The 25,215-nt window shown below is 66.8% G+C and carries 29 protein-coding genes and 2 riboswitches; of the genes, 12 read left to right on the forward strand and 17 right to left on the reverse strand.

Annotation, left to right across the window (positions count from 1 at the left end; translation table 11 throughout):
- The first annotated feature begins 7 nt into the window (after positions 1-7).
- Together ACE3TJ_RS08530 and ACE3TJ_RS08535 are read left to right on the forward strand one after the other, a co-directional pair.
- Positions 8-268, forward strand: a complete 261-nt coding sequence (locus ACE3TJ_RS08530) for a PepSY domain-containing protein (protein WP_374595685.1) — start codon at positions 8-10, stop codon at positions 266-268.
- A gap of 249 nt (positions 269-517) precedes the next feature.
- Positions 518-1,327, forward strand: a complete 810-nt coding sequence (locus tag ACE3TJ_RS08535; RefSeq protein WP_374595686.1) for an enoyl-CoA hydratase-related protein — start codon at positions 518-520, stop codon at positions 1,325-1,327.
- Here the strand turns inward: ACE3TJ_RS08535 and ACE3TJ_RS08540 are convergent, their stop codons facing one another.
- The 8 genes from ACE3TJ_RS08540 to ACE3TJ_RS08575 all read right to left on the reverse strand — a co-directional run bounded on the left by ACE3TJ_RS08540 (position 1,328) and on the right by ACE3TJ_RS08575 (position 7,326).
- A complete protein-coding gene (locus ACE3TJ_RS08540; RefSeq protein ID WP_374595687.1) occupies positions 1,328-2,098 on the reverse strand; it encodes an enoyl-CoA hydratase in 771 nt (256 codons plus the stop codon).
- Entirely contained in the window at positions 2,098-3,222 is a 1,125-nt protein-coding gene (tgt, locus tag ACE3TJ_RS08545) for a tRNA guanosine(34) transglycosylase Tgt (protein ID WP_374595688.1), read from the reverse strand. Before tgt ends, ACE3TJ_RS08540 begins: the two co-directional genes overlap by 1 nt.
- Positions 3,223-3,261: 39 nt before the next feature.
- Positions 3,262-3,795, reverse strand: coding sequence for a hypothetical protein (locus tag ACE3TJ_RS08550; RefSeq protein ID WP_374595689.1), 534 nt, complete (start codon positions 3,793-3,795; stop codon positions 3,262-3,264).
- Between the two features lie 47 nt (positions 3,796-3,842).
- Positions 3,843-4,868 (reverse strand): tRNA preQ1(34) S-adenosylmethionine ribosyltransferase-isomerase QueA, encoded by a 1,026-nt coding sequence (queA, locus tag ACE3TJ_RS08555; RefSeq protein ID WP_374595690.1) that lies wholly within the window; start codon positions 4,866-4,868, stop codon positions 3,843-3,845.
- Position 4,869: 1 nt separating this feature from the next.
- Positions 4,870-5,586: a peptidylprolyl isomerase gene (locus tag ACE3TJ_RS08560; protein ID WP_374595691.1), complete on the reverse strand. Its 717-nt coding sequence runs from the start codon at positions 5,584-5,586 to the stop codon at positions 4,870-4,872.
- 65 nt (positions 5,587-5,651) lie between these two features.
- Positions 5,652-6,146 (reverse strand): pantetheine-phosphate adenylyltransferase, encoded by a 495-nt coding sequence (gene coaD / locus ACE3TJ_RS08565; protein WP_374595692.1) that lies wholly within the window; start codon positions 6,144-6,146, stop codon positions 5,652-5,654.
- 23 nt (positions 6,147-6,169) lie between these two features.
- Positions 6,170-7,066, reverse strand: a complete 897-nt coding sequence (locus ACE3TJ_RS08570) for a polyprenyl synthetase family protein (protein ID WP_374595693.1) — start codon at positions 7,064-7,066, stop codon at positions 6,170-6,172.
- Positions 7,067-7,074: 8 nt separating this feature from the next.
- Positions 7,075-7,326 carry an exodeoxyribonuclease VII small subunit gene (locus ACE3TJ_RS08575; protein WP_374595694.1) on the reverse strand — a complete coding sequence of 84 codons (252 nt, stop codon included), beginning with the start codon at positions 7,324-7,326 and terminating at the stop codon, positions 7,075-7,077.
- Positions 7,327-7,466: 140 nt separating this feature from the next.
- Between ACE3TJ_RS08575 and ACE3TJ_RS08580 the strand changes: the two genes are divergently transcribed.
- Positions 7,467-8,300: a hypothetical protein gene (locus ACE3TJ_RS08580; RefSeq protein WP_374595695.1), complete on the forward strand. Its 834-nt coding sequence runs from the start codon at positions 7,467-7,469 to the stop codon at positions 8,298-8,300.
- Here ACE3TJ_RS08580 and ACE3TJ_RS08585 read toward each other — a convergent pair.
- The 7 genes from ACE3TJ_RS08585 to ACE3TJ_RS08615 all read right to left on the reverse strand — a co-directional run bounded on the left by ACE3TJ_RS08585 (position 8,297) and on the right by ACE3TJ_RS08615 (position 14,791).
- Positions 8,297-8,596, reverse strand: a complete 300-nt coding sequence (locus ACE3TJ_RS08585; RefSeq protein ID WP_374595696.1) for a DUF1294 domain-containing protein — start codon at positions 8,594-8,596, stop codon at positions 8,297-8,299. The genes ACE3TJ_RS08580 and ACE3TJ_RS08585 overlap by 4 nt on opposite strands.
- 35 nt (positions 8,597-8,631) lie before the next feature.
- A complete protein-coding gene (gene gcvPB / locus ACE3TJ_RS08590) occupies positions 8,632-10,200 on the reverse strand; it encodes an aminomethyl-transferring glycine dehydrogenase subunit GcvPB (protein ID WP_374595697.1) in 1,569 nt (522 codons plus the stop codon).
- Positions 10,194-11,564, reverse strand: coding sequence for an aminomethyl-transferring glycine dehydrogenase subunit GcvPA (gene gcvPA, locus ACE3TJ_RS08595; RefSeq protein WP_374595698.1), 1,371 nt, complete (start codon positions 11,562-11,564; stop codon positions 10,194-10,196). Before gcvPA ends, gcvPB begins: the two co-directional genes overlap by 7 nt.
- A gap of 3 nt (positions 11,565-11,567) precedes the next feature.
- Entirely contained in the window at positions 11,568-12,329 is a 762-nt protein-coding gene (locus ACE3TJ_RS08600) for a methyltransferase domain-containing protein (protein ID WP_374595699.1), read from the reverse strand.
- A gap of 10 nt (positions 12,330-12,339) precedes the next feature.
- Complete coding sequence (gene gcvH, locus ACE3TJ_RS08605) at positions 12,340-12,711, reverse strand: glycine cleavage system protein GcvH (protein WP_374595700.1); 372 nt, start codon at positions 12,709-12,711, stop codon at positions 12,340-12,342.
- Complete coding sequence (gcvT, locus tag ACE3TJ_RS08610; protein ID WP_374595701.1) at positions 12,711-13,826, reverse strand: glycine cleavage system aminomethyltransferase GcvT; 1,116 nt, start codon at positions 13,824-13,826, stop codon at positions 12,711-12,713. The genes gcvH and gcvT overlap by 1 nt, the downstream gene beginning before the upstream one ends.
- A gap of 47 nt (positions 13,827-13,873) precedes the next feature.
- Positions 13,874-13,990: riboswitch (glycine riboswitch) on the reverse strand.
- Positions 13,991-13,992: 2 nt separating this feature from the next.
- A riboswitch (glycine riboswitch) is annotated at positions 13,993-14,087 on the reverse strand.
- Positions 14,088-14,173: 86 nt separating this feature from the next.
- Positions 14,174-14,791, reverse strand: coding sequence for a hypothetical protein (locus ACE3TJ_RS08615; protein ID WP_374595702.1), 618 nt, complete (start codon positions 14,789-14,791; stop codon positions 14,174-14,176).
- 113 nt (positions 14,792-14,904) lie between these two features.
- Here ACE3TJ_RS08615 and ispH point away from each other — a divergent pair, with 113 nt between their 5' ends.
- The 4 genes from ispH to ACE3TJ_RS08635 all read left to right on the forward strand — a co-directional run bounded on the left by ispH (position 14,905) and on the right by ACE3TJ_RS08635 (position 18,244).
- Complete coding sequence (gene ispH, locus ACE3TJ_RS08620; RefSeq protein WP_374595703.1) at positions 14,905-15,864, forward strand: 4-hydroxy-3-methylbut-2-enyl diphosphate reductase; 960 nt, start codon at positions 14,905-14,907, stop codon at positions 15,862-15,864.
- Positions 15,865-15,868: 4 nt separating this feature from the next.
- Entirely contained in the window at positions 15,869-16,810 is a 942-nt protein-coding gene (gene thrB, locus ACE3TJ_RS08625; RefSeq protein WP_374595704.1) for a homoserine kinase, read from the forward strand.
- Positions 16,807-17,268, forward strand: a complete 462-nt coding sequence (gene rnhA, locus ACE3TJ_RS08630) for a ribonuclease HI (RefSeq protein ID WP_374595705.1) — start codon at positions 16,807-16,809, stop codon at positions 17,266-17,268. Before thrB ends, rnhA begins: the two co-directional genes overlap by 4 nt.
- 139 nt (positions 17,269-17,407) lie before the next feature.
- On the forward strand, positions 17,408-18,244 hold the full coding sequence (locus ACE3TJ_RS08635; RefSeq protein WP_374595706.1) for a PEP-CTERM sorting domain-containing protein: 837 nt from the start codon (positions 17,408-17,410) through the stop codon (positions 18,242-18,244).
- 3 nt (positions 18,245-18,247) lie between these two features.
- Here the strand turns inward: ACE3TJ_RS08635 and ACE3TJ_RS08640 are convergent, their stop codons facing one another.
- Together ACE3TJ_RS08640 and ACE3TJ_RS08645 are read right to left on the reverse strand one after the other, a co-directional pair.
- Entirely contained in the window at positions 18,248-19,360 is a 1,113-nt protein-coding gene (locus ACE3TJ_RS08640) for an NAD(P)/FAD-dependent oxidoreductase (protein ID WP_374595707.1), read from the reverse strand.
- Entirely contained in the window at positions 19,357-20,298 is a 942-nt protein-coding gene (locus ACE3TJ_RS08645; protein WP_374595708.1) for an alpha/beta fold hydrolase, read from the reverse strand. The genes ACE3TJ_RS08640 and ACE3TJ_RS08645 overlap by 4 nt, the downstream gene beginning before the upstream one ends.
- A gap of 49 nt (positions 20,299-20,347) precedes the next feature.
- Between ACE3TJ_RS08645 and ACE3TJ_RS08650 the strand changes: the two genes are divergently transcribed.
- Genes ACE3TJ_RS08650 through ACE3TJ_RS08670 form a run of 5 tightly spaced genes read left to right on the forward strand, consistent with a single transcriptional unit; the run spans position 20,348 to position 25,215 of the window.
- Complete coding sequence (locus tag ACE3TJ_RS08650; protein WP_374595709.1) at positions 20,348-20,821, forward strand: prepilin peptidase; 474 nt, start codon at positions 20,348-20,350, stop codon at positions 20,819-20,821.
- A 37-nt stretch (positions 20,822-20,858) separates the two neighbouring features.
- On the forward strand, positions 20,859-21,842 hold the full coding sequence (gene cpaB, locus ACE3TJ_RS08655) for a Flp pilus assembly protein CpaB (protein ID WP_374595710.1): 984 nt from the start codon (positions 20,859-20,861) through the stop codon (positions 21,840-21,842).
- A gap of 1 nt (position 21,843) precedes the next feature.
- A complete protein-coding gene (locus ACE3TJ_RS08660) occupies positions 21,844-23,262 on the forward strand; it encodes a type II and III secretion system protein family protein (protein WP_374595711.1) in 1,419 nt (472 codons plus the stop codon).
- A 14-nt stretch (positions 23,263-23,276) separates the two neighbouring features.
- Complete coding sequence (locus ACE3TJ_RS08665; RefSeq protein WP_374595712.1) at positions 23,277-23,933, forward strand: CpaD family pilus assembly protein; 657 nt, start codon at positions 23,277-23,279, stop codon at positions 23,931-23,933.
- A 16-nt stretch (positions 23,934-23,949) separates the two neighbouring features.
- Positions 23,950-25,215 carry a CpaE family protein gene (locus ACE3TJ_RS08670; protein WP_374595713.1) on the forward strand — a complete coding sequence of 422 codons (1,266 nt, stop codon included), beginning with the start codon at positions 23,950-23,952 and terminating at the stop codon, positions 25,213-25,215.

Raw genomic sequence — 25,215 nt, forward strand, 5'->3', positions numbered from 1 at the left:
CCCGACCGTGAAACGAATCATTCTGCCCACCGTCCTGCTCGTTGCCGCAGCAACGCCGTTCATCGCGAACGCAGCGGCGCCTGCCGCGAAGACCATGTCGCTCGATGCCGTCGAGAAGCGCGCCGCCGCGCTCGGCGTCCGCGCGCACGAGATCGAGGTGAAGGGCGCCGCAGTGAAGGTGGAAGGCCGCGACGCGCAGAACCGGGAAGTGGAACTGCTGATCGATCGCCGGACCGGCGAAGTGCTTGACCGGCGCTTCGACGACTGAGCGAACGGCGGGAACCGGTCATACCGGGTGTGTGGGGATCGAGGTCAGGGTGAGGCGAAAATGGTGGATTTCGAGAACCGGAGCGCAGCGTACTAAAGGTACGTGAGCACCGGAAGCGCAGAAAGCCGCCGTTTGCAGCCCGCCATGAGCTCGATCCCCGCATACCCGGCGTCCCCCCCTTTCAAATGACCGGTTCCCTGGCCGCTCGATGCAGCTAAGCATCCCCGAACTGGATACGGGGAGACGCACATGGCCTACGAACACATCCTGCTCGAAGAACAGGATGGCATTGCGACGCTGACGATCAATCGGCCGCAGGTGCTGAACGGTCTCAGCACGCACACGGTGGCCGAGATGATCCACGCGGTCGATGCCGTGCGCGATCGCGGCACCGCGCGCGTGCTGCTGATGACAGGCGCGGGCCGTGGCTTTTCCTCGGGCGCCGACCTCTCGGGCGGCAACGCAGGCGCCGCTCCGGACAGCGGATTGCCATCAGGCCCGATGGATGCGGGCAAAGTGCTCGAAACCCATTTCAATCCGCTCCTCGAACGGCTGATGGACCTGCCCCTTCCCTTCGTCACCGCGGTGAATGGCCCGGCGGCAGGTGCGGGCGCGTCGATCGCGCTGGCGGGCGACATCGTGATTGCCGCCCGTTCCGCCTATTTCCTGCAGGCCTTCGTCAACATCGGCCTCGTGCCCGATGTCGGCTCGACATGGATTCTGCCCCGCCTCGCGGGCCGCGCGCGGGCGCAGGCGATGATGATGCTCGGCGAAAAGGTGCCCGCCGCGCAGGCGCTCGATTGGGGCATGATCTACAAGGTGGTCGAAGACGACGCGCTGATGGCGGAAGCGCACGCGCTCGCCGCGCGGCTCGCGAAGGGGCCGACGCGCGCCTATGCACTCATCCGTCAGGGTCTGCGCCAGTGCCTCGACAAGCCGCTCAGCGAAGGGCTGATGGTGGAACGCCGCAACCAGCGGCTTGCGGGACTCACGGAAGATTTCGCCGAAGGCGTCACCGCCTTCCTGCAAAAGCGCCCCGCGAACTTCAAGGGGCGCTAATCAGCCCGTCTGCGAACGCCCCCGGTCGAGCACGGCCTTTCGCCGCGCTTCGACCGCCGCAGCGCCGATCGCACTATTGCCCGCAGATCGCTCCGTCTCCAGCGCCATCGCCTCGCCAAACGGCAGCGCGAAGCCATCGTCGATGAGCGCCTTCAGCGCCTTCAGCATCCCCGGATCGGCGGAGAGCATGTCTTCCGCGAAGCGCCGCGCCGTGGGCATCAGTTCGGCGGGCGCGACGACCCTGTTCACGAGGCCCCAGCGTTCCGCCGTCGCGGCGTCGATGAAATTGCCGGTCAGCGACATTTCCTTGGCGCGGAAGATGCCGATGGTGCGGCTCAGCCGCTGGCTCAGGCCCCAGCCGGGCATCACGCCGATGCGCGCGTGCGTGTCGGCGAAGCGCGCGGTTTCGGACGCGATCAGCACGTCGCAGGCGAGCGCCAGTTCGAAGCCGCCGGTGATGGCGACACCGTTGATCGCGCCGATCACAGGCCCCGAGAAGCGGCCGAGCGCGCTTACGGGGTCTTCTTTCTCCACAGCGTCGGCGAGGCTCGTCGCACCCGACCCCAGTTCCTTGAGGTCGAGCCCGGCGGTGAACGCCCGGTCGCCGGCGCCGGTCAGGATGATGACGCGAATGTCGGGGTCTGCCTCCAGCGTGTCGAAGGTGCGGGCGAGTTCGCTGCGAAGCGCAGTCGAAAGCGCGTTCATCGCCTCCGGGCGGTTCATCGTGACAACAGCGTAACCCCCAGAGCGCTCAACTTCGACAACCGCCATCAAGCTTCCTTCCGGTAGCGGCCGACGAACGCACGTGCGAACGCCTCCAGCCGCTCCTCCGCGATGGCCTGCCGGAGCCCTGCCATCAACTGCTGATAAAAAGAGAGGTTGTGCTCGGTCATCAGCATCGCGCCGAGGATTTCGCCCGATCGGATCAGGTGGTGGATATAGGCGCGGCTCCAACCGTGGCAGACCGCGCAGGCACAATCGGGATCGAGCGGTCCGGTATCCTCGGCGAAGCGCGCGTTCCGGAGGTTGATCGGCCCGTCGTGCGTGAACGCCTGCCCGTTGCGGCCCGATCGCGTCGGCAGCACGCAGTCGAACATGTCGATGCCGCGCTGAACCGCGCCCACGATGTCGTCGGGCTTGCCAACGCCCATCAGGTAGCGCGGCCGGTCCTCCGGCAGCAGCCCCGGCGCATAATCGAGCACCTCGAACATCTGCGGCTGACCTTCGCCGACGGCAAGACCGCCGATCGCGTAGCCGTCGAAGCCGATCTCCGTCAGAGCCTGTGAAGAGGCGCGACGCAGGTCTTCAAACATCGAGCCCTGCTGGATGCCGAACAGCGCCGCGCGGCCCGCGTGCTCATGCCCGTCGAAGCCGTCCCGCGAGCGTTTCGCCCAGCGCATCGACATTTCCATCGACTTCGCGGCAACGCCGTGCGGCGCGGGAAACGCGGTGCACTCGTCGAACGCCATCACGATGTCGCTGCCGAGGTTGCGCTGGATTTCCATCGAGCGTTCTGGCGTCAGCAGGTGCCGCGAGCCGTCGAGGTGCGAGGCGAAGCGCACGCCCTCCTCGGTCACCTTCGTGAGGTCGGAAAGGCTCATCACCTGATAGCCGCCCGAATCGGTCAGGATGGGCCGGTCCCAGCCCATGAAGCGGTGCAGCCCGCCAAGGCGCGCCATGCGCTCGTCGCCGGGGCGCAGCATCAGGTGATACGTGTTGCCGAGGATGATGTCGGCGCCCGTGGCGCGCACGTCCGCGGGCTTCATCGCCTTCACGGTCGCGGCGGTGCCGACCGGCATGAACGCGGGCGTGCGAATCTCGCCGCGCATCATGCGGATCGTACCGGTGCGCGCGCTGCCATCGCGCGCGTGGATGGAAAAGTCGAAACGCGTCATGGCGCGCCGCATAGAGCGAAGCGCGCGTGCAGGAAACCTCTATCCGCTGACGATGTGGATGCTGCCCTTCGCCCCCGCCGCGCCGTTCACCGTCTCGTCGACGAGTTCGACGACGAAGGCGTCGCCGTCCCCGGTCTCGCCGGTCAGCGTGTCGCCCTCGCGTTCGAAGGCGATACCCTTCTGCGTGAAGCGCCGCGCGAACCACCCCGCAACGGTCTTCGCGTCGGCAGGCGCCGTGAAACCGACATCCACCGCGGCGTCGCCCTTCTTGTCCTTGGCGCCGGCATCCACCCGGATATCCCCGATCGTCGAGCCGGGGTAAAGTTTCACGCCGTCGATATCGAAATCATCCGCACCGAGCGCCACCTTGGGCAGCTTCAGGTTGAGGTCGAACCCCGGCGTCGTCACCGTCACCGCCCCCGTCTTGCCGTCCGCCGCAGCTTCGAACACGCGCTTGCCCTGTTCGTTCGCCGCAACGATGGCGACGTCCGCGCCCTTCTCGGGTTGATCGGCGGGCTCGTCGCACGCGGCAAGGCCAAGCAGGGCGAGAGCGGGAATCATCAGCGTCTTCATGACCACCTCATTAACCGTATTATGTATATAATACAGCAGAGGCCAGATCACGGCAAGAGCAGGCTCGAATCGCCGTAGGAGTAGAAGCGATATCCGCCCCCGATCGCGTGCGCATAGGCGCCGCGCATCGTCTCCAGCCCCATCAATGCGCTCACCAGCATGAACAGCGTCGAGCGCGGCAGATGGAAGTTGGTCATCAGGCCCTGCACCGCACGAAAGCGGTAGCCGGGCGTGATGAAAATGTCGGTATCGCCGCTGAACGGCATGATCACCCCATCCTCGCGCGCCGCGCTTTCAAGAAGACGCAGCGAGGTGGTGCCGACGGCGATGATGCGCCCGCCCGCCGCGCGCACGGCATTGAGCCGCGCCGCCGCCTCCGCGCTCACCTCGCCCCATTCGGCGTGCATCCGGTGGTCGCGCGTGTCGTCCACCTTCACCGGCAGGAACGTCCCCGCACCGACATGCAGCGTCAACGTCTCGCGCCCCACGCCCCGCGCGTCCAGCGCCGCGATCAGCTCGGGCGTGAAGTGCAGCGCGGCCGTGGGCGCGGCGACCGCACCCTCCCGCGCCGCGAACATCGTCTGATAGTCTTCTGCATCGCGCGCATCCGCCGGTCGCTTGCCCGCAATGTACGGCGGCAGCGGCATCGTGCCCGCCGCGTGGAGCGCCGCCTCCAGCGCCCCCTCGCATTCGAAGCGCCACAGGATGCTGCCGTCCGCCGCTTTCTCGGTAACGACACCCTCCAGCCCCGCCCCGAAATCGACGCGGTCGCCGGTCTTCAGCCGCTTCGCATTGCGGACGAACGCCCGCCATTCATACGCCCCTTCGCGCTTGTGGAGCGTAACGCCGATCTTCGCCTCGCCCTTGCGGCCGAAAAGCTGCGCGGGGATGACGCGCGTGTCGTTGAAGACGAGCACATCGCCGGGCGCGAGCATCCCCGGCAGATCGCGCACGATGCGATCTTCCAGACCCTGCGGGCGCACGACGAGCATCCGCGCCGCGTCGCGCGGGCTGGCCGGGCGAAGCGCGATCAGGTCCTGCGGCAGCTCGAAATCGAAATCGTCGACGCGCAAGTCAGTTCTGCGGCGGCGGTGCCCGCACGCCCGCCTGCTGCACGGCGGGCGCGGCTTCAGGCGCAGCGATCGCAGGCGGGGGCGGCGGCACGTTGTCGGCCGCGATCGAAGCCTTGAGGATGCGGGAAGGGTTCGCGGGCGGCTCGCCGCGCGCGATCTTGTCCACGAATTCCATGCCGGAGATCACGCGGCCCCAGCCGGTGTAGTTGCCGTCCATCGTGCCGGTCATCGGCATGAACATGATGAAGAACTGGCTGTTCGCGCTGTCCGGCGCCTGCGTGCGCGCCATCGATGCGGTGCCGCGCAGATGCGGCAGCGAATTGAACTCGGCCTTGAGGTCGGGAAGGTCCGATCCGCCCTGCCCGGTGCCCTGCGGGTCGCCGGTCTGCGCCATGAAGCCTTCGATCACGCGGTGAAAGATGATCCCGTCGTAGAAGCCGCGCCGCACCAGCGTCTTGATACGCTCGATATGGTTCGGGGCCATGTCCGGCCGCATCAGGATGGCGACGCGCCCGCCTGTCGAAAGGTCGAGATAGAGGATGTTTTCGGGGTCCTGCGCGGTTGGCGCAGCGACCGGTACCGCAGCCGGAGCCGCCGTTGCCGCCTCCTGCACCTTCATCGCCTGTTCGGGCGACATCTTGCTCGCCTCCTGCGCGGATGCGGGCGACGCCATCGCGACCGCCAGCATTGCAAACAGCGCAGTCCATACTCGTTTCATGCCGAACCCTCGATTTCCAACGTGCTGCACGCCATAGCCCGCAAAAGCTGCATCCGTGCTGAATATCATGATTTGTTCGCGGCAACTTTCGTCTTCACCGCCGCCGCCACTGCCGGCGTCACGAACTTGCCGATCTCGCCACCGAATATGGCGATTTCCTTCACCAGCCGCGAAGCGATCGGCTGCAGCGCCACGTCCGCCATCAGGAACACGGTCTCGATCTCGCTGTTCAGCTGCTGGTTCATGCCCGCCATCTGGTACTCGTATTCGAAATCGGCGACCGCGCGCAGGCCGCGCACGATCATGCTCGCGCCCTGGCTCGCAGCGAAATCCATGAGCAGCGCATTGAACGAGACGACTTCGATCGTGCCGTTCGCGATGCCTGCGGTTTCGCGGCGCACTTGCTCGAGCCGTTCCTCCAGTGTGAACATCGGCGACTTCGACGGGTTCGTCGAAACACCGATGATCAGCTTGTCGACGAGCTTGGCACCGCGCCGAATGATATCGATATGGCCGAGCGTGATCGGGTCGAACGTCCCCGGATAAACGCCGATGCGCATGACGTGTCCCCCTGTTTGCTGGTCTAGCGGTCGCGTTCGATCGCGAAGCGCGCGATGGCGCGCAAGAGATCGCCGGACTGCCCGAAGCCGTGCAGATGCCCGATCGCCTGATCGATCAGCATCTCCGCCTGCTTGCGCGCGCGTTCGATGCCGAGCAGCGACACGAAGGTCGCCTTACCTGCGCCCGCGTCCTTGCGCACGGCCTTGCCCGTGCGGCTGCTGTCGCCCTCCACGTCGAGCAGGTCGTCGGCGATCTGGAACGCAAGGCCGAGGTCGCGGGCGTAGCCGCGCAGCTTCACGCGATTGTCCGCGCTCGCCTTGCCCATGATCGCGCCCGCCTCGACAGCGAAGCCGATGAGGGCGCCCGTCTTCAATTGCTGAAGCCGCGTCGTCGTTGGAAGGTCGAACGTCTCTTCTTCGGCGACGAGATCCATCATCTGCCCGCCCGCCATGCCCGCCGGGCCACTGGCGCGCGCGAGTTCGAGCACCAGCTCGGCGCGCACATAGGGGTCTTCGTGCGTGGCCTCGTCGGCGAGCACTTCGAAGGCGAGCGCCTGCAGCGCATCGCCAGCGAGCACCGCCGTCGCCTCGTCGAACGCCTTGTGCAGCGTCGGCTTGCCGCGCCGCGTGTCGTCGTCGTCCATGCACGGCAGATCATCGTGGACGAGGCTGTAAACGTGCACGCATTCGGTTGCGATCGCGGTGCGCAGCGCGCGCTCCTTGTCGACATGGAACAGGTCGCACGAAGCGACCGCGAGCAGCGGCCGCATACGCTTGCCACCGCCCATCGCCGCATAGCGCATTGCCTCGACCAACTTGCGGCGGGGGTCGCCCGGAATCGGGAGCAGCTTGTCGAAACGCTGGTCGATCGCGGTTCCGATGGCGTCGAGCGCGGGCTTCAGGCTGAGCGAAGCGTGCACCGCGGCGCCTATTCCGCGTCGAAGGGCCGTGCGCCCTTCGGTTCGCCGTCGGGGTCGAGCTGAATGAGCTCGATGCGCGCCTGCGCCGCCTTCAGCTTCGATTCGCAGAAGGCTTTCAATTGCTGGCCCTGCTCGTAGAGCCCGATCGAGGCTTCGAGATCGACTTCACCGGCCTCGAGCTGGTGCACGATCTTCTCAAGCCGCGCGAGCGCAGCCTCGAAGCTCAGCCCATCCAGCGATGCCGTGTCCGCGCCGGTCATCTCACTCCCCATGCACTTTCAGTGTAAGGCGTTTTGGACGGGCGATGCGTGGCGGTCAACAGGGGTTTCGGCTGGCGGCTTGCGCGGCGCACCGAAACACCGCAGCATCCGGCGAAAGGGTGCGGGGCAGGCACGACACGATGATGCAGACGGTCTTCGACATCGCGCACACGCGCTACGAGGAATGGGTCTTCTTCGCGATCCCGCTCGCACTGTTCGCGCTGGCCGCCATCGGGCGCTGGCGGAGCAAGACGCAGCGCTGGTCGAAAGTGCTGCTGGTGTTCGCCGCGCTCACCTTCCTGATCATGCTCATCCCGCTGTGGGACTATCACGCCATGCGGCGCGTGATGGAGGAGGGCCGCGAGATCAAGGTCGCCGAGGGCATCGTCAGCGATGCGTGGACACGGGAGCGCCGCGAAGCCCGCAGCCCGGGCGACATCGGCTATCGTTACCGCACGTGGGAGGGCTTCACCGTCGGCGGCGTCACCTTCGGCTACTGGCGCGGCTTCCAGCCTTCGGGCGCCAGCTTCACGAACCGCGGCGATCCGCCCATTCCCATCCAGAACGGGATGCGCGCCCGCGTCACCTACCACGAACAGTGGGACGACAAGCGCATCCTCAAGTTCGAACTTGGCCCGGCCGGAGGTGCGGGCGGCATCGCCCCCGGCGCCGTCGCCGCGTTCGCACCGGACTGGACCCGCTTCGCCACCGCCGCCGCCACAGGCGACGCCGCGACCGTCAAGGCGCTGACCCGCTTCCCGTTCCTCTTCGAAGGCCGGGAACTCGCTGCCGATCGCTTCGATTCGATCTGGATGGGCCTGTTCACGCCTGCGGTGCGCGAATGCATGGGCAGGGCGCAGCCGCAGACCGAAAAGAATCGCTTCGTCGTGTTCTGTGCGCCCTATGTCTTCTACTTCGATCAAGCCGCTGAAGGCTGGCAGTTCAGCGAGTTCACCGCCGACCCCGAAGGTTAGACGAGCAAGGTCAAGAAAGCGCGTCCGCGCTCGGTCGACGCCGCGACAAGAAGCACGATCTGCACGGCCAAAAGCACGTGGAAGCTTGTCTGAAAGGAAGCCTTGCGCGTCTTGTGGCGTACCAGCCGCATCGCCGCCCACGCGCCGGGCGAACCGCCGAGACAGGCAAGGCCGAGCAGCGTGCTTTCCGAAATCCGGCGTCCGCCCGTCTCGGCCAGATGCTTGTCCCAGACATAGGCGGCGAAGGCGGCGAGGTTCACCGCGATCAGATAGTAAGCGATCGTTCCCATCGCCATCGTCTTGCCATGCCCGCGCTTAACAGGCCGTGCGCCTACTCCGCCGCGATGCTTTCCGGCACCCAGCTCAGCACGGGCTTCCGCGCCGCCAGTGTTTCGTCGAGGCGGCGGCGCGGTGCGAGGTGCGGCGCGGCCTTGAAGTGCTCCACTTCACCCGCCTTCGCACGCGCCACGAGATGGCGCAGCGTCGCGATGAACTGGTCGAGCGTCGCCTTGCTCTCGGTTTCCGTCGGCTCGATCAGCATCGCGCCGTGAACGACAAGCGGGAAGTACATCGTCATCGGATGATAGCCCTCGTCGATCAGCGCTTTGGCGATGTCGATCGTGGTGACGCCGGTGCCTTCGAGGAAATGATCGTCGAACAGCGCTTCGTGCATACAGGGGCCCGACGTGCCGAACGGCGCGGTCATCACGTCGTCGAGGCTGCGCAGCACGTAGTTCGCGTTCAGCACCGCATCTTCGGCAACCTGCCGCAGGCCGTCGGCGCCGTGGCTCATGATGTAGCTGAGCGCGCGCACGAACATGCCCATCTGGCCGTGGAAGGCGACCATGCGGCCGAAGCTGCTCGCGTGCGCGTCGCCGCTGCCATGCGACTGTTCTTCCTCGACCAACTCATAGTGCGTGCCCGTGTGGCGAACGAACGGCAGCGGCGCGAACGGCGCCAGCGCCGCCGAGAACACCACCGGCCCCGCCCCCGGCCCACCGCCGCCGTGCGGTGTCGAGAAGGTCTTGTGGAGGTTGATGTGCATCGCGTCGACGCCGAGGTCGCCGGGGCGGACCCGCCCCACGATGGCGTTGAAGTTGGCGCCGTCGCAATAGACGTAGGCGCCCGCCGCGTGCGTCGCTTCGGAAATCGCGATCATGTCCGGCTCGAAGAGGCCGCAGGTGTTCGGATTGGTGATCATCACCGCCGCGACATCGGCGCCGAGGCGCGCCTTCAATGCCGCAAGATCGACACGGCCCGCCGGCGTCGCCGGGATGTTCTCCACCTCATAGCCGCAGAAGGCGGCGGTCGCCGGGTTGGTGCCGTGCGCCGATTCGGGCACCAGAACCACCTTGCGCGTCTCGCCGCGCGCTTCGTGCGCCGCGCGGATCGCGAGCATCCCGCAAAGCTCGCCGTGTGCGCCCGCCTTCGGGCTCATGGCGACTTCGGGCATCCCGGTCAGCGTCTTCAGCCAGTGCGCGAGGCTGTCGATCAGTTCGAGCGCGCCCTGCACGCTGTCCACGGGCTGCAGCGGGTGAATGTCCGAAAAGCCGGGCAGGCGCGCCATCTTCTCATTGAGGCGCGGGTTGTGCTTCATCGTACACGAGCCGAGCGGGAACAGCCCCATGTCGATCGCGAAGTTCTGGCGGCTGAGGCGCGTGTAGTGACGCACCGCTTCCGGCTCCGACAGGCCGGGAAGCCCGATCGGCTCACGCTCCAGCCCACCGAGGCGGGAGGTGACCTTCGGCGGCGCGGGCAGGTCGACGCCGGTCCGTTCGCTGTCGCCGATCTCGAAGATCAAGGGTTCTTCGAGCGCAAGGCCCCGGTTGCCGGTGAAGGTCTCGATATCGCCGGTCTCGATGGCGCCCGGCGCCGTCTCGCGTCCCTGACGGTTCAGCATGACACGGCCTCCTCATACGCTGCGACAAGTCTGTCGATGTCCTCGTCCGTCTGCGTTTCCGTCACGGCAACCACGACACCGTTCGCGAGGCTCGCCTCGCCCGGATAGAGCCGCCCAAGCGCGACACCGCCCAGCACGCCCGCGTCCGCCATGCGCCGGATCGCGGGCCGCGCCTCAACGGGAAGCCGCAGGGTGAACTCGTTGAAGAACGGCCCGTTCAGCAGGTCGACGTCCGGTATCGCCGCCAGCCGCTCCGCCACCTGCACCGCACGCGCGTGGTTCAGCGCCGCAAGGTCGCGCAGGCCCTTTTCGCCGAGCAGGCTCATGTGGATCGTGAACGCAAGGCTGATCAGCCCGGAGTTGGTGCAGATGTTCGAGGTCGCCTTCTCGCGGCGAATGTGCTGCTCGCGTGTCGAAAGCGTCAGCACGAAGCCGCGCCGCCCTTCCGCGTCCACCGTCTCGCCGCAGAGCCGCCCCGGCATCTGGCGCACGTGCTTGTGGTTGCAGGCGAAGAGGCCAAGGTACGGCCCGCCGAAGCTGAGCCCGCCGCCGATCGACTGGCCCTCGCCCACCACGATATCCGCGCCCATCGCGCCCGGCGAACGGACCGCGCCGAAAGCGACGGCTTCCGTCACCACCGCGATCAGCAGCGCGCCCTTCTCGTGGCAGCGCGCGGCAAGCTCCGAAAGGTCGGCGACATGGCCGAAGAGGTTCGGGTTCTGCACGACGACGCAGCTCGTCTCGTCGTCGATCGCCGCGATCAGTGCCGCGATATCATCGCCCGGCGCGCCGTCCGTCAGCACCGGCACCGCCGTCACCACCTCGTCATCGGTGAAGTGCGTCAGCGTCTTCGCGACCGACACATAGTGCGGATGCAGCCCCGCCGAGAGCAACGCCTTCGCCCTGCGGGTCACGCGCCGCGCCATGAAGATCGCTTCCACGCACGCCGTGGAGCCGTCGTACATCGAGGCGTTCGCCACATCCATGCCGGTCAGGCGCGCGACCTGCGTCTGGAATTCGAACAGGTACTGCAGCGTCCCCTGCGCGATTTCCGGCTGATAGGGCGTGTAGCTCGTCAGGAACTCGCCACGCTGGATCAGGTGATCGACACTCGCCGGCACATGGTGCTTGTAGGCCCCGCAGCCGAGGAAGAAGGGCACGTGCGTGGCGGTGAGATTCTTCCGTGCCATCGCGGAAAGCGCGCGCTCTACCTCCATCTCGCTCATGTGGAGCGGCAGGCCTTCCACCGGGCCGGAAAGCCGCGCCGCGGCGGGCACGTCACGGAACAGGTCGTCAACGCTCGGCGCGCCGATCTTGCCGAGCATCGCGGCGCGGTCGTCGGCAGTGAGGGGCAGGTATCGCATTCGCTACTCCGGTTTTGTGGCCGCGAAGCGCAGCCGCACGTAATCCGCCATCCAGTTGCCGTCCGCATCGCAGAGGATGGGACGGAGAAGCTCGACGGTCTCGTCGATCACCGCCTGCCGATCACTGTCCGTGACCTTGAGCGCATCGAGAAAGCCCGAGCGAAACGTCGTGAGCCACGCCGCCATGCCGCTGGCGAGCGGCGTCTGGCGCGGGATGATGTCGCAAGCCTCGACCGCGAACCCCGCGGCCTCCAGCGCAGCACGTGCCTGCGAGGCAGTCATGTAGACCTGGTCCTCGCGCCCCGGCACGGCATAACCACGCGCCTTCAGCACACCGCGCAGCCCCGCACGGATCGCGGCGATGTTGCCAAAGCCGCCGCACTCCGCAACGAAGCGCCCACCCGGCCTCAAGGCGCGGTAGACGCCCGCGAACACCGCCGCCGTATCGGGCATCCAGTGCAGCGCGGCGTTCGAGAACACGGCATCGAAGCCGCCATCGAACGTCAGGCGCTGGCCGTCCATCACCTCGGCGTCGAGGCCCTTGGCGCGCGCGGCCGCCACCATCGCCGGATCGGCATCGGTGCCGAGCACGCTCGCCCCGGCCTCGACCAGCTTCAGCGTCAGCACGCCGTCGCCGCAGCCAAGGTCAAGGATGCGCTCGCCGGATTTCGGCGCGAGCAGACCCAGCACGGCAGCCCCGAGCGCAGGCACGAACGCCGCGTGGGCGGCGTACTTAGCCGGATCGAAATTGTGCTGCCGTGCCACGCGCTAAGCCTTAGAGGTCCGCGCAGAACGCCGCGTAGGCGTCCGCGTCCATCAGGCCGGAAAGCTCGGCGGCATTGCCGATGCTCATCTTGAAGAACCAGCCATCGGTTTCCGCCGCGCTGTTGACGAGCGAGGGGTCGGCTTCAAGCGCGTCGTTCACTTCGCTGACGCTGCCCGAGATCGGCGCATAGACCTCGCTCGCGGCCTTCACCGATTCGACGACGGCGGCATCCTTGCCCTGCACCAGCGCCTTGCCGGCCGCGGGAAGCTCCACGAACACCACGTCGCCAAGCTGGCTCTGCGCATAGTCGGTGATGCCCACGGTGGCGGTGTCGCCCTCGACACGAACCCACTCATGCTCTTTCGAATAATAGACGGTCATCACTGGCCTCCCTGTCTGACATAACGGTGCGGAACGAACGGCATGGGCGCGACGACGGCAGCGATTCGCCGTCCGCGAACATCGATTTCAAGCGCAGTGCCGTCCGCGGCGTGGCTCGCCGAAACGAAGCCCATCGCGATCGGCGCGCCCACCGTGGGCGCGAACCCGCCCGAGGTGACGACGCCGACCTTCTCGGTCCCTGCGAAAATCTCGGCGCCCTCGCGCGCGGGCAGCTTGCCCTCGATGCGAAGCCCGATGCGCTTCACCGGCGCACCGTTCAGAAGCTGCCCGAGTACGCGCTCGGCGCCCGGAAACCCGCCTTCGAGCTTCCGGCGCTTGGAAATCGCGAAACCGAGGTCCGCCTCGATCGGCGTCGAGGCCGTGGAAAGGTCATGCCCATAAAGCGGCAACCCCGCCTCCAGCCGCAGCGAATCGCGCGCGCCGAGCCCGATCGGCTTCACCTCCGGCTGCGCGAGCAGCGCGCTGGCAACGGTTTCGGCCTTGTCGGCGGGCACGGAAATCTCGAACCCATCCTCGCCCGTATAGCCCGAGCGGCTCACCCACACGTCGACGCCCTCGATGCGGAATGCCCCCGCCTTCATGAACACCAATGTCGAGACCTCGCCCGCGACACGCACTAGCGCATCCGCCGCCTTCGGCCCCTGCAGCGCGAGCAGCGCGAGGTCGGTGCGGTGAACGAGCGAAACGCCGCCCGCAAGCCGCGCCGCGATGTGCGCGATGTCGCCGTGCTTGGTCGCGCCGTTCACGACGACGTAGAAGTGATCGCCCCGGTTCGTCACCATCAGATCGTCGATGATGCCGCCGTTGTCGTCGAGCAGCAGCGAATAGCGCATCCGGTTCTCGCGCAGCGCCAGGAAATCGCCGGGCATCAGACTTTCAAGCGCCTCCGCGACGCCCGGCCCGCGGAATTCGAGCTGGCCCATGTGGCTCACGTCGAACAGGCCCGCGCTCTCCCGCGTCCAGCTGTGCTCGGCCATGATGCCTTCGAACTGCACGGGCATGGCATAGCCCGCGAACGGCACCATGCGGCCGCCGAGGGCGCGGTGCAGGGCATCCAGCGGCAACGCCAGCGCGGTTTCATCAGCTTCAGACATCGAGGCTCCGTTCGTGACACAGATTCCCGACGCAAAGCCGCGCCGGGCCGCCCCCATCTGTCACGGAACCTGAGAGTTTCGCGCCGGTCGAGACTGCTCGAACCCGTGCTTACCCCGTCGGTGGGATGCGCCCGAAGCCGCATCCGCTTTCCAGAGCGCCGTACGAGGTGGCCGCGCGGTCCTTGGGCCTGAGAGATTCCGGGGGCGGTTGCTCCTTCGGCGCCGCATCCCAAAGAATGCGGACTCTCCCGCGCGTCACCGGTGCCGGGGCACCGACGGCCCGGCCTCCATGCGGGGCGGCAGGGATTCTGTCAACGGGAGATAGGGCCCGCGTCCGCCAAACGCCGTTACTTCCCGACGTTGTAGGCGAGCGCCGCGTCGTCGAGCTGGAAGCCGACCAGAAGTTCGAAGCTGGCGTTCTTCAACGCGCTGCGCGCTTCTGGGGCGGCGAGCGGGTCGATCGCGGCGTCGGCGTCGCCCGGCTTGCGCTCGCGGGTCAGCTCGCGCGCGATGTTTTCAGGCAGCGCGGCGGCAGCGCGGCTGATGTCGCTGCGCGCGTAGCCGGTCGTGCGCGCGCGCAGCTGGCCGTCCTCGAAGCGCAGCGTCACGCTGCCGAGCTGCTTCGAGAGAAGCTGATCGCCCGCGCGCAGCACAACCGCGAAATAGGGCAGCGTCACGTCGCGCGCGCCGCTGGCGTTCGCGCGCTGAGCGACGACATCGAACGAAAGCTGGCTGTTCAGCCGCTCCGCCGATTCGGCGCAGGTGGCGCGCACATTGGTGATCGCGGCGGTCACGTCTATCGCGTTCGCGTCGCGGCTCGTTTCCGGCGAGAACAGCGTCACCTCGCTCGCGTACTGGAGCGTGCCGGCCGCGGGGCATGGGCTGCGCGTGATTTTCAGCGGGTTGCCGCCGCCGCAGGCCGCCAGCATGAGGAGCGCAGGCACAACAACGAAAAACTGGCGCACGTGTGACGGTCCTTCCCGCATCGGGCTCAAGACGCCCTATGGCGCCCCTGTCGCCCGTCTCTATAGGAAGCGGCTTTTGAAGCGGCAAGCAATCGCGTAGAGGGGGCGCCGTCATGGCCGACATCGATCCAGAACTGAAGCGTCCGCTCCGGGTGCTCGTCGCAGGCCCGCGCGGCTTCTGCGCGGGCGTCGACCGTGCCATCCGCATCGTTGAGCTTGCGATCGAAAAATGGGGGGCGCCCGTCTACGTGCGCCACGAAATCGTCCACAACCGTTTCGTCGTCGATAGCCTCCGCGCCAAGGGCGCCGTGTTCGTCGAGGAGCTGGACGAAGTGCCGGAAGACGTGCCGGTGATCTTCTCGGCGCACGGCGTTCCGAAAAGCGTGCCGAAGGCCGCCGAGGCGCGCAAGATGGTCTATGTCGATGCGACCTGTCCGCTGGTGTCGAAGGTGCACCGGCAGGCCGAGCGGCTGATCGAGCAGGGGCGGCACATCATCTTCGTCGGCCATGCCGGGCACCCGGAGGTGATCGGCACGTTCGGGCAGGTGCCGCTGGGTGCGATGACGCTGGTGGAAACGGTCGAAGACGCCGAAACCATAGAAGTTGCCGATCCTTCGGGCATCGCCTTCCTCACCCAGACGACGCTATCGGTGGACGACACGCACGAGATCGTCGAAACGCTGCGCCGCCGCTTCCCGGCGATCCAGGCGCCGCGCGGCGAGGATATCTGCTACGCCACCTCGAACCGGCAGGATGCCGTGAAGGCGATCGCTTCCAAATGCGATGTCGTGTTCGTGATCGGCGCGCCAAACTCGTCGAACTCGCTGCGGCTGCGCGAGGTCGCTGAACGCTGCGGCGCCCGCGCCTATCTGGTGCAGCGCGCCGCCGAACTGGACTGGGCATGGGTGGCCGATGCTGAAACCGTCGGCATCACCGCCGGCGCCTCCGCCCCCGAAGTGCTGGTGCAGGAACTCGTGGATGCGCTCGCCGCACGCCGCCAGCTCAGCGTCGAGCAGATCACGACCGCGGTCGAGGATGTCGCCTTCAAACTGCCGCGCGTGCTCACGGAATAACCCAATGGCCGTCTACACCCATGTTCCCGCGGAGGATCTGTCCGCGTTCGTCGCGCGCTACGATATCGGCGAACTCGTCGCCGCCAAGGGCATCGCCGAGGGCGTCGAGAATTCGAACTACCTGATCGATACGACACGCGGGCGCTACATCCTGACGCTCTACGAAAAGCGCGTGGACACTGCGGACCTCCCCTATTTCCTCGCGCTGATGCGCCATGCGGCAGACAAGGGCCTGCCCATACCGCGTCCGGTCGAGGACCGCGCGGGGGAGGCCTTGCAGGAGCTCGCGGGCCGTCCGGCGTGCGTGATCGAGTTCCTCACAGGCATTTCGGTGACGGAACCCACGCCCGCGCTTTGCCATGCCGCCGGGGAAGCGCTCGGGCGCCTGCACGCAGCGACCGCCGATTTCACGGGAACCCGCCCCAATGCGCTCGGCCACAAGGGGCGGCTGGAGCTTGCCGCGCGCTGTCTGCCGCGCGCCGGCGAGATCGACCCCGCCCTCGCGGCGCTGATCGAGACCGAGATGGCGTTCCAGAAGGCGCACTGGCCCACCGACCTGCCGCAGGGGACGATCCACGCCGATCTGTTCCCGGACAATGTGCTTGCGCTGGGCGACACCGTCACCGGCATCATCGATTTCTATTTCGCCTGCACCGATGCGCGGGCCTACGACCTTGCCGTGATGCACGGCGCGTGGTGCTTCAGCAACGATGGCGCGGTTTTCTATTCGCAGCGCGCCGAAGCGCTGGAGGCGGGCTACCGCGCCACGCACCCGATCACGGATGCCGAGGCGGCAGCCATGCCTGTGCTGCGCCGCGCCTCTGCGCTGCGCTTCCTGCTGACGCGCGCGTGGGATTGGCTGAACACGCCTCCGGGCGCGCTCGTCACCCGCAAGGACCCGATGGCGTTCGCACGGCGGCTCCTGCACTACCGCGAGGCCGAATGAGCGCGCCGACCGGTGCCTCCGACGTCGAGGTGTTCACCGATGGCGCCTGCAAGGGCAATCCCGGCCCCGGCGGCTGGGGCGCCATCCTCCGCGCGAAGGGCCAGGAGCGGGAATTGCGGGGCGCGGAGGCGCTGACCACCAACAACCGCATGGAGCTCACGGCGGCGATCGAAGCGCTGAAGGCGCTCAAACGTCCTTGCAGCGTGAAGCTCACCACCGATTCGGTCTACGTGCGAGACGGCATCACCAAATGGGTGCATGGCTGGCAGCGGAACGGCTGGCGCACCGCCGACAAGAAGCCGGTGAAAAACGCCGATCTGTGGCAGGCGCTGATCGCCGCGGCCGCGCAGCACCGTGTCGAATGGCACTGGGTAAAGGGCCACAACGGCCATGCCGAAAACGAGCGTGCCGACGAACTCGCCAATCTTGCGGTCGCAGAGCTTTCCGCGCGCGCATAACGTCGGCAGATTTTACATACGCAGCCGCAACGATCGCGGCGTGTATTGAATCCAAAGCCTTTTTCTCGTCTGGTACATAAATTGCTTGGGAACGTGCAGGTGTGCTTCGGCGCAGGGCGTTTTGTACAGGGGATTGATTGTGAGCAGGTCGAATTCAAGCCGCGCAGTGCTGGGCGCGCTCGCGCTTTCCGCTGCGGCGCTGGCTTCATCGCCCGCCTTCGCTGTCGCCATCGGCAGCCTCGATCTCAGCGGCGGCTGCTCGGTCAACTGCGGCATCGACGGCCCTGACGGCAACGTCCGCACCTTCACCACCACCGCGTCGGACGGCAGCATCGTCAACGTTCGCGCCACGGCATGGACCATCAAGGGCGGCACCTGGAACAGCGGCGATCACGAGCAGGCGTTCCTCGGCTACTATGACGGCGGCCTTGGCGTCACGGCGGCAGGTTCGGTCGGCAGCGGCGGTGACGGCAACGGCACCGGCAACTATGCAGGCGGGGCGCAGGGACGTCACACGACGGACAACGCCGGCTCCAAGGACTATATCGTCCTGCAGTTCGACCAGCTCGTCTCGCCCTCGGCGGTCGTCCTCAACGCCTATGACATGTACAGCAGCGGCAACTGGACCAAGGATAACGACGCGACGATCCTGATCGGCACCGTCGGCACCGGCTGGAACCAGTTCCTCGATGTCGAGGCGGCGTTCCCGGACCTCTCCACCGACCTCCACGAGATCCAGATCAAGACGTCGCCCTCCAGCCCCAATGTCGGCTTCGATGCCGGTGGGCACTACGGCAACGTCATCATCATTGCGGCCGATCTCTACTACGCCGGCGCGTACAAGGATTATCCGGACTCGTTCAAGCTCGCGCAGATGAACTTCTACACGAGCGACGTTCCCGAACCGGCGATGCTCGGCCTCTTCGGCCTCGGCCTCCTCGGCATCGGCGCCGCACGCCGCCGCCGCCAGGCCTGATTTTCAACTGAACCGCTTGGGGGAATAGCGTTCGGGGTCGACCCCGGGCGCGCTCCACGCCGCGCCCGTGATCAGCGCCGCCGCCATCGCCCCCGCCGCGGGCGATGTCTGCACCCCGAACCCGCCCTGCCCCGCACACCAGAAGAAGCCGGGTGCGTCGTGCGCAAAACCATACACCGGAAGCCGATCCGGCGCGAAGCTCCGCAGCCCCGCCCAGGATCGCACCACCCGACGCACCGTCGCGGTCGTCGCGGTCTCGAACCGGTCCACGGCAATCGCAATGTCCAGCTCCTCAGGCTGCACATCACTCGCCGGCACAGGCGTTTCATCATGGGGGCTCACCCACATCATCCCGGCATCGGGCTTGAAGTAAAAGCTGCCCGCCGCATCCAGCACGACCGGCAGATCAGGCTCCACGGCACCGCCGAGATCAGCCACGATCATCGTCCGCCTGAGCGGCTGCACACCCAGCGGCCGCACGCCCGCCAGCACGGCGACCTGGTCGGCCCACGCCCCCGCCGCATTCACCACGACATCGGCTTCAAAGCGCCCCGCCCCGGTTTCGACCCGCCAACGCCCACCGCTGCGATCAAGGCCGCGTGCGCGGGCATCGGTAACAAGCACGGCCCCACGCCGCCGCGCGCCGGCGAGGAACGCCTGATGCAACCGCGCGACCTCGATATCGCTACACCCCGGCTCCCAGAGCCCGCACTGCCGCCACGCGGCGGAGAGCAGCGGCGCCCGCGCGGCCGTCCCATCGGCATCGAGGCGTTCGATCGCAACACCCGAGGCCCGGAACGCGCTTTCCATATGATCGAGCGCACCGTGCGCATCCGGCTCGGCGATATGCAGCGCGCCGCGCGGCGTCACCAGAGGGCCATCCGCGAAAGCCTCCGGCGGCTGGAGCAGGAAGGCCTTCGACGCGGTGGTCAGCGGCTGTACGCCTGGCCCACCGTAGGTTTCGGCAAAGAAGGCGGCCGAGCGGCCGGTGCTGTGCAGGCCCGGATGCGCTTCGGCCTCGATGAGCAGTACGGAGGCCCGTTCGCTCAAAAACCATGCGAGACTCGCGCCGCCGATGCCCGCCCCCACGACAACAACGTCGTACCGACCCGTCATAACGCCACCAACCCGTCAACCGCCGCGAGCACGCCGTCCTGCACCGCGCTCCGCTCGCGCAGCAATTCGTGCGCGGCGCCCGCAATGACGTGCAGACGCCCATCGGGCAACCGCTGAACGAGCCGCCGCGCCGCCGCTGCGCCCACCAAGCGCTCGTTGTCGCCGATGAACACGTCAATCGGCAGCGTGATCGCCTCGGGCACGCCAGGCGCACCCAGTGCGGCGCACGATGTCGATGCCTCGAACACCCAGCGCCAGCTTGCCCCTCCAAAGGCAAGCGCGGCATTTCCGTCGATCCACCAGGCTTCGTCTGCAAACCGCTCCGGATCGCCGGTCAGGATGCGCTGGCGGTGCACACTGCGCGAGCGCTCCCCGTACGGCCCCTGCAACGGCGGATAGGTATCGCCCGCGCCCGCCTTCACGTAGGCCCGCGCCAGCCACGATAGCACGCGCGGCGGCACTCCCTGTGCGGCGATGCCCGCCATCGGTGCGAACAGCGCGGCGCGGCTGTAGCGGGATGTGCCACCGGCCGCGAGATGCCGGAGCGCGAGATGCCCGCCCATGCTGTGTCCCGCCAGCACCATCGGCCCGCCAAGCAATGTCGCCGTATGGGTGCTAAGCCCTTCCAGATCGGTGAGCCATGCGCCGAAATATCCCTCGGCACCGGCCGGGAAGCGTCCCGAAGCCCCCTGCCCGCGCCAATCGAAGGTGAAGAGACCATAGCCCTGGTCCCGCCAGTGCCAGTAGCTCTCCGAATACTTCTCGATGAAATCCGCGCGCCCGTTCAGGAACAGGATCGACGGCCTGCCTGGCATCGGCGCCCAGCTCACCGCACGGATGCGCCAGCCGTCGGCGGCGATCCAGTCCGTCCAGCGGGCGTCCGGGGGCAGCGAGCGGCGGCGGGTCAGGGTATCGTCGGAGAGCGGGTCGGGCGTCACGGCCGCATGGTTACGTTTTTTTCAGTCATGACGTCTAGGACCGGTCGACATGGCCGGGGCTCTTCAGATCATCAGCGTCGCAGTGCTTTTCGCACTGCTTGCCTATGTCATTTACAGTGACGTAACCCGGCGTATCATTCCGAACATCGTCAATGCCGCCGTCGCGCTGCTCGCCGTTCCCTTCTGGCTGGGATCGGGCGAGGCGCTGTGGCCGCTTGTTGGCTGGCAGCTCTTGCTGGCCGTTGGCGTGTTCGCTGTTTTCGCCGGAATCTTCGCATTGGGTGCCATGGGCGGCGGTGACGTCAAGCTGCTCACCGCGCTCGCGCTCTGGCTGCCCGCCATCCCATATCTGCGGATGCTCGTGCTCATGTCGATCATCGGCGGCGTCCTCACGCTCGCCTACCTCGTCTGGCACCGCAAGCGCGGAAAAGCGGGCAATCCGGAGATTCCATACGGGTGCGCAATCTGCCTCGCGACCTTCGTCGCGCTTGGCGAACCGATTGTTAAGCAATTGGCTGGATAGTGCACGCAGGGGTTTTCGCCTGGAGGCTACAGGGGTCATGGACGTAAAGAAGATCATATTGCTGGTCGGCGCGCTCGTTATAGCGGGTATCTCGGCCTTCTTCGTGCGCGCGCTTGTCAGCGACAGCGGCACACAGCAGGTGCAGGCCGGCGAGGTCGAGCAGAAGGGCCCGAAGGTGCTCGTCGCCACCAAGCCGCTGCCGCTCGGCACCATCCTCAACGCCGAGATGTTCAAGCTGCAGCCGTGGCCCAAAGATCTCGTAGAGAACGTCTACTTCCTTGAAGGCGAGACCAATCTCGAAAGCCTGAACGGCAAGGTCGTGCGCGTTTCGGTTCCGGCCGGACAGCCGCTCACCAAGGGGTCCATCGTCGGGCCGGGCGAGCGTGGCTTCCTTGCCGCGGCGCTGACCCCCGGGATGCGCGCCGTGACGGTTTCGATCAATGCCGAAAGCGGTGTCGCGGGCTTTGTCTTCCCGGGCGACCGCGTCGACATGGTGCTGACGCACGGCGTCAGCTATCAGGGCGATACCGAGGAAGGCACGCCCGCCCCGGCGCTGCGCGTTTCCGAGACGATCATGCGCAACGTGCGCGTGCTCGCCATCGACCAGCGCACCAACGAGCTTGGCGGCGAAGGCTCCGGTCCGAAGACCGGCCGCACCGTGACGTTCGAAGTGCCGCCGAAGTTCGTCGAGAAGATCGCAGTCGCGCAGACGCTCGGCCAGATCTCGCTCAGCCTGCGTCCGCTTGCGGAAAACACGCAGGAGCTGGAGCAGATGATCGCCACTGGCGAAGTCCAGGTGAGCGACGATCTGAACGCCTCGCAGGAAAAGCACCTGCAGATCGCGCTCCAAACGCAGCCGAATGATCGCAACCCGTCGTTCACGACTGGCGGCGAGGTCTCGCGCTTCGCATCCAACCTCGATCCGCGCCCGGTGGCGGTGAAGTCCGGCAAGCCGGCGGGTCCGAGCGTCCGCGTGTTCCGCGGCAACAAGACCACCGAAGTTTCCGTGGGGGCAGAATAACATGAAGCTCAAGGCAATCCTGTGCGGCTGCGCCGCCGCACTGTCGCTGGCCGCCATGGCCACGCCGGCGACACAGGCGCAGGACACGACGATCACGTCGGCATCGTCCTCGCTCAACGTGGGCGTCAACAAGGGCACGCTGATCCGGCTGGAACGGTCGATGAGCGATGTGTTCGTCGCCAACCAGAAGATCGCTGACGTGCAGGTCCGGTCCGACCGCCTGCTCTACGTCTACGGCGTCGGCGCCGGTGAAACGACGATCTACGCGACGGACGGCGCCGGGCGCATCGTCTATTCCGCGAACGTCCGCGTCGCACAGAACATCGATCAGATCCGCACGATGCTCGGCCTTGCGATGCCGGGCGCCGCGATCACGGTCAATTCGATGAACGGCATGACGCTGCTCACGGGCACCGTCGCTAATCCCGAAGAGGTCGAGGAGGCCACCCGCCTCGTCAAGACTTTCGTCGGCGAAGGCCAGGCCATCGTCAACAAGCTGCAGACCGCAACGCCTGCGCAGGTGAACCTCCGCGTGAAATTCGCCGAGGTCAGCCGCAGCCTGGTGAAGGAACTGGGCATCAACCTGACCACGATCGACAACACCGGCGGCTTCCTGTTCGGCATGGCGCGCGGCCGGGGAACTGGAGCGCTCAGTTATGATGCGATCGAGGGAACGTGGACGCTGAATCAAAACCCGGGGTCAACGACAATCGGCGGCGTCGCTTCGCTCTTCGGGCTGGACGTGGGTGCCGCCATCGACGCGCTTGAACAAGATGGTCTCGTCTCCCTCCTTGCGGAGCCGAACCTCACGGCACTTTCGGGCGAAACGGCCAGCTTCCTCGCGGGCGGCGAGTTCCCCATCGCGGTCAGCGACGGCAACGGCGGTATCAGCGTCGAATTCAAGGAATATGGTGTGGGCATCGCGTTCACGCCAACCGTGCTCGACGGCGGAAGGATCAGCCTGCGCGTTCGTCCGGAAGTCTCCGAGCTTTCCGAAGCCGGCGCGATCCGCCTCGATAACATCTCCATCCCGGCGCTCACGACACGCCGAGCCGAGACCTCGATCGAACTTGGCTCGGGCCAGAGCTTCATGATCGCCGGGCTCCTGCGCAATCGCGTGGGCACCACGCAAGAGAAGACGCCGCTGCTCGGCAACCTGCCGATCCTTGGCGCGCTGTTCAAATCGGATCGCTTCGCACGGGACGAATCGGAACTCGTAATCGTGGTGACGCCTTATCTCGTGAAGCCGACCAACACCCGCCTTGCGCTGCCGACGGACGGCCTTGCCGTTCCGAACGACGCGGAACGCTGGCTGCTGGGCAAGACGTTCAAGGGCGCCAAGGCGCCGGTCGCCGAAGCGAAAACGGCCGGACCGCCGACGGTGGCCAGCACAGCCGCTCCCGGCTTCTCGAATAATTGATGGAGAGGGGCACAATGACCATGAACACGATCCCGATGCGCCGCCTCGCAACGGCCACCCTTCTCGCTTCATCGCTCGCGCTCGGCGCCTGCGGCGGCGGCACACCCAATCCGGGGATGGCGTCCGCGAAAGCTGCGGTCGTCGCGCAGACGATCCTCGTTCACGACCTCGGCTATGCCGGAACGGACGGGCTTTCGAGCGATCAGCGCAAATCGCTTGCGGAATGGTTCGAGGGCATCGGCATTCGCTACGGCGACCGCGTCAGCGTTGACGACAGCGGCAGCGGCTCGGGCGCTCGCCGTGCAGCGATTGCGTCAGTGCTTTCTGGATATGGGCTTCTCTTGAACGATCAGGTGCCGGTCACGGCCGGCGCAGGCAGTGCCGGCGCGCGCGTGGTCGTGATGCGCGCAACGGCCAGCGTTCCGGGCTGCCCGGATTGGTCGCGTTCGTCGCAGCTCGAATTCGAAGCCTCGACGATGAGCAACTACGGTTGCGCCAGCGAGAGCAACCTCGCCGCGATGGTCGTCGATGCGAACGACCTCGTGTCGGGCAAGCCCCACACGGGCACTGATGCGCTCACCACCGTGAAGGCGATCGAAACCTATCGAGGCAAGGCCGGCGAAGGCACCAGCAAGGTGAAGAGCACCGTCGGCCAGGCCGGCAGCAATTAAACGAGGGGATGCAGGTATGAACGCGCCTTGGAATCCGAAAACCGGCGTCGGTGCACGCGACGCCTTCAACGCCTTCGTCTGCGACGACGAAACTGCTGATGCCGTCAAGGTCGTAGCGGCCGAACTCGGCTGGGCGGTCGAGAAGGTCAACAAGGGCGGCCTTCGCAACGCCGTGCAGACGCTCTCGGTCTCGTCGAGCCCGATGGTGCTGCTCGTCGATCTGTCGGAATCGGGCGATCCGCTGAACGACATCAACGCGCTTGCCGAAGTCTGCGAGCCGGGCACGATCGTGATCGCGGTCGGCATGATCAACGACGTGAAGCTCTACCGCGATCTCGTGGCGAGCGGTCTGCAGGACTATCTGCTGAAGCCGCTGTCCGCCGACGCGATGCGCGAAGCCTTCATGCACGCGCAGGTCACGCTGCAAGGGCCGAAGCATGTGGAGCTCGATACCAGCGACCGCCCGCGCACGACGATCGCGGTGATCGGTACACGCGGCGGTGTCGGCGCATCGACCGTGGCGAGTTCGCTCGCATGGCTGTCGGCGGAGAGCCAGGGCCGTTCGACAGCGCTTCTCGATCTCGATGTCCAGTTTGGTACGGGCGCACTTTCGTTCGATCTCGAACCGGGCCGCGGCCTCACCGACGCTCTCGAGAACCCGAGCCGTATCGATGGCCTTTTCATCGAACGCGCGATGGTACGCGTGGGTGAAAAGCTCGCCGTGCTTTCGGCCGAAGCGCCGATCAGCCAGCCGCTGATCGCAGACGGCAGCGCGCTGTTCCAGCTTCAGGAAGAGATGCGCAACGCCTTCGAAACGGTGATCGTGGATCTGCCGCGCACCGTTGCCGTGCAGCACCCGCACTTGCTCAGCGACGTCAACCATGTCGTCGTCGTGACGGAACAGACGCTGGCCTCGACGCGCGATGCGATCCGCCTGCTCGGCTTCCTGAAGGCGAACGCGCCGCACGCCAGGGTGACGATGGTCGCCAACCGCGTCGGCACGAATCCGCCGCCGGAAGTCGCGCGCAAGGATTTCGAAGCATCGATCGAACGCAAGCTCGACATCGTCATTCCGCTCGATGTCAAGCAGGCCGTGGGCGCTGCAAAGCAGGGCCGTGCCCTCTCCGCGGTCGCGACCGGCAAGGTCGGCGGCGCTCTTCATGCGCTCGCCGTCCAGCTCGCCGGCGAAATCGCCGCCGAGGTCGAGGCGAAAACGCTGATGAGCAAAGTTCGCAGCCTGTTGCCCCAGAAGGGCACCGCCAAGGCTTCAGGCAAGAAGTAA

The organism is Sphingosinicella sp. (genome assembly GCF_041916975.1).
In the GTDB taxonomy this organism is placed as follows: domain Bacteria; phylum Pseudomonadota; class Alphaproteobacteria; order Sphingomonadales; family Sphingomonadaceae; genus Sphingosinicella.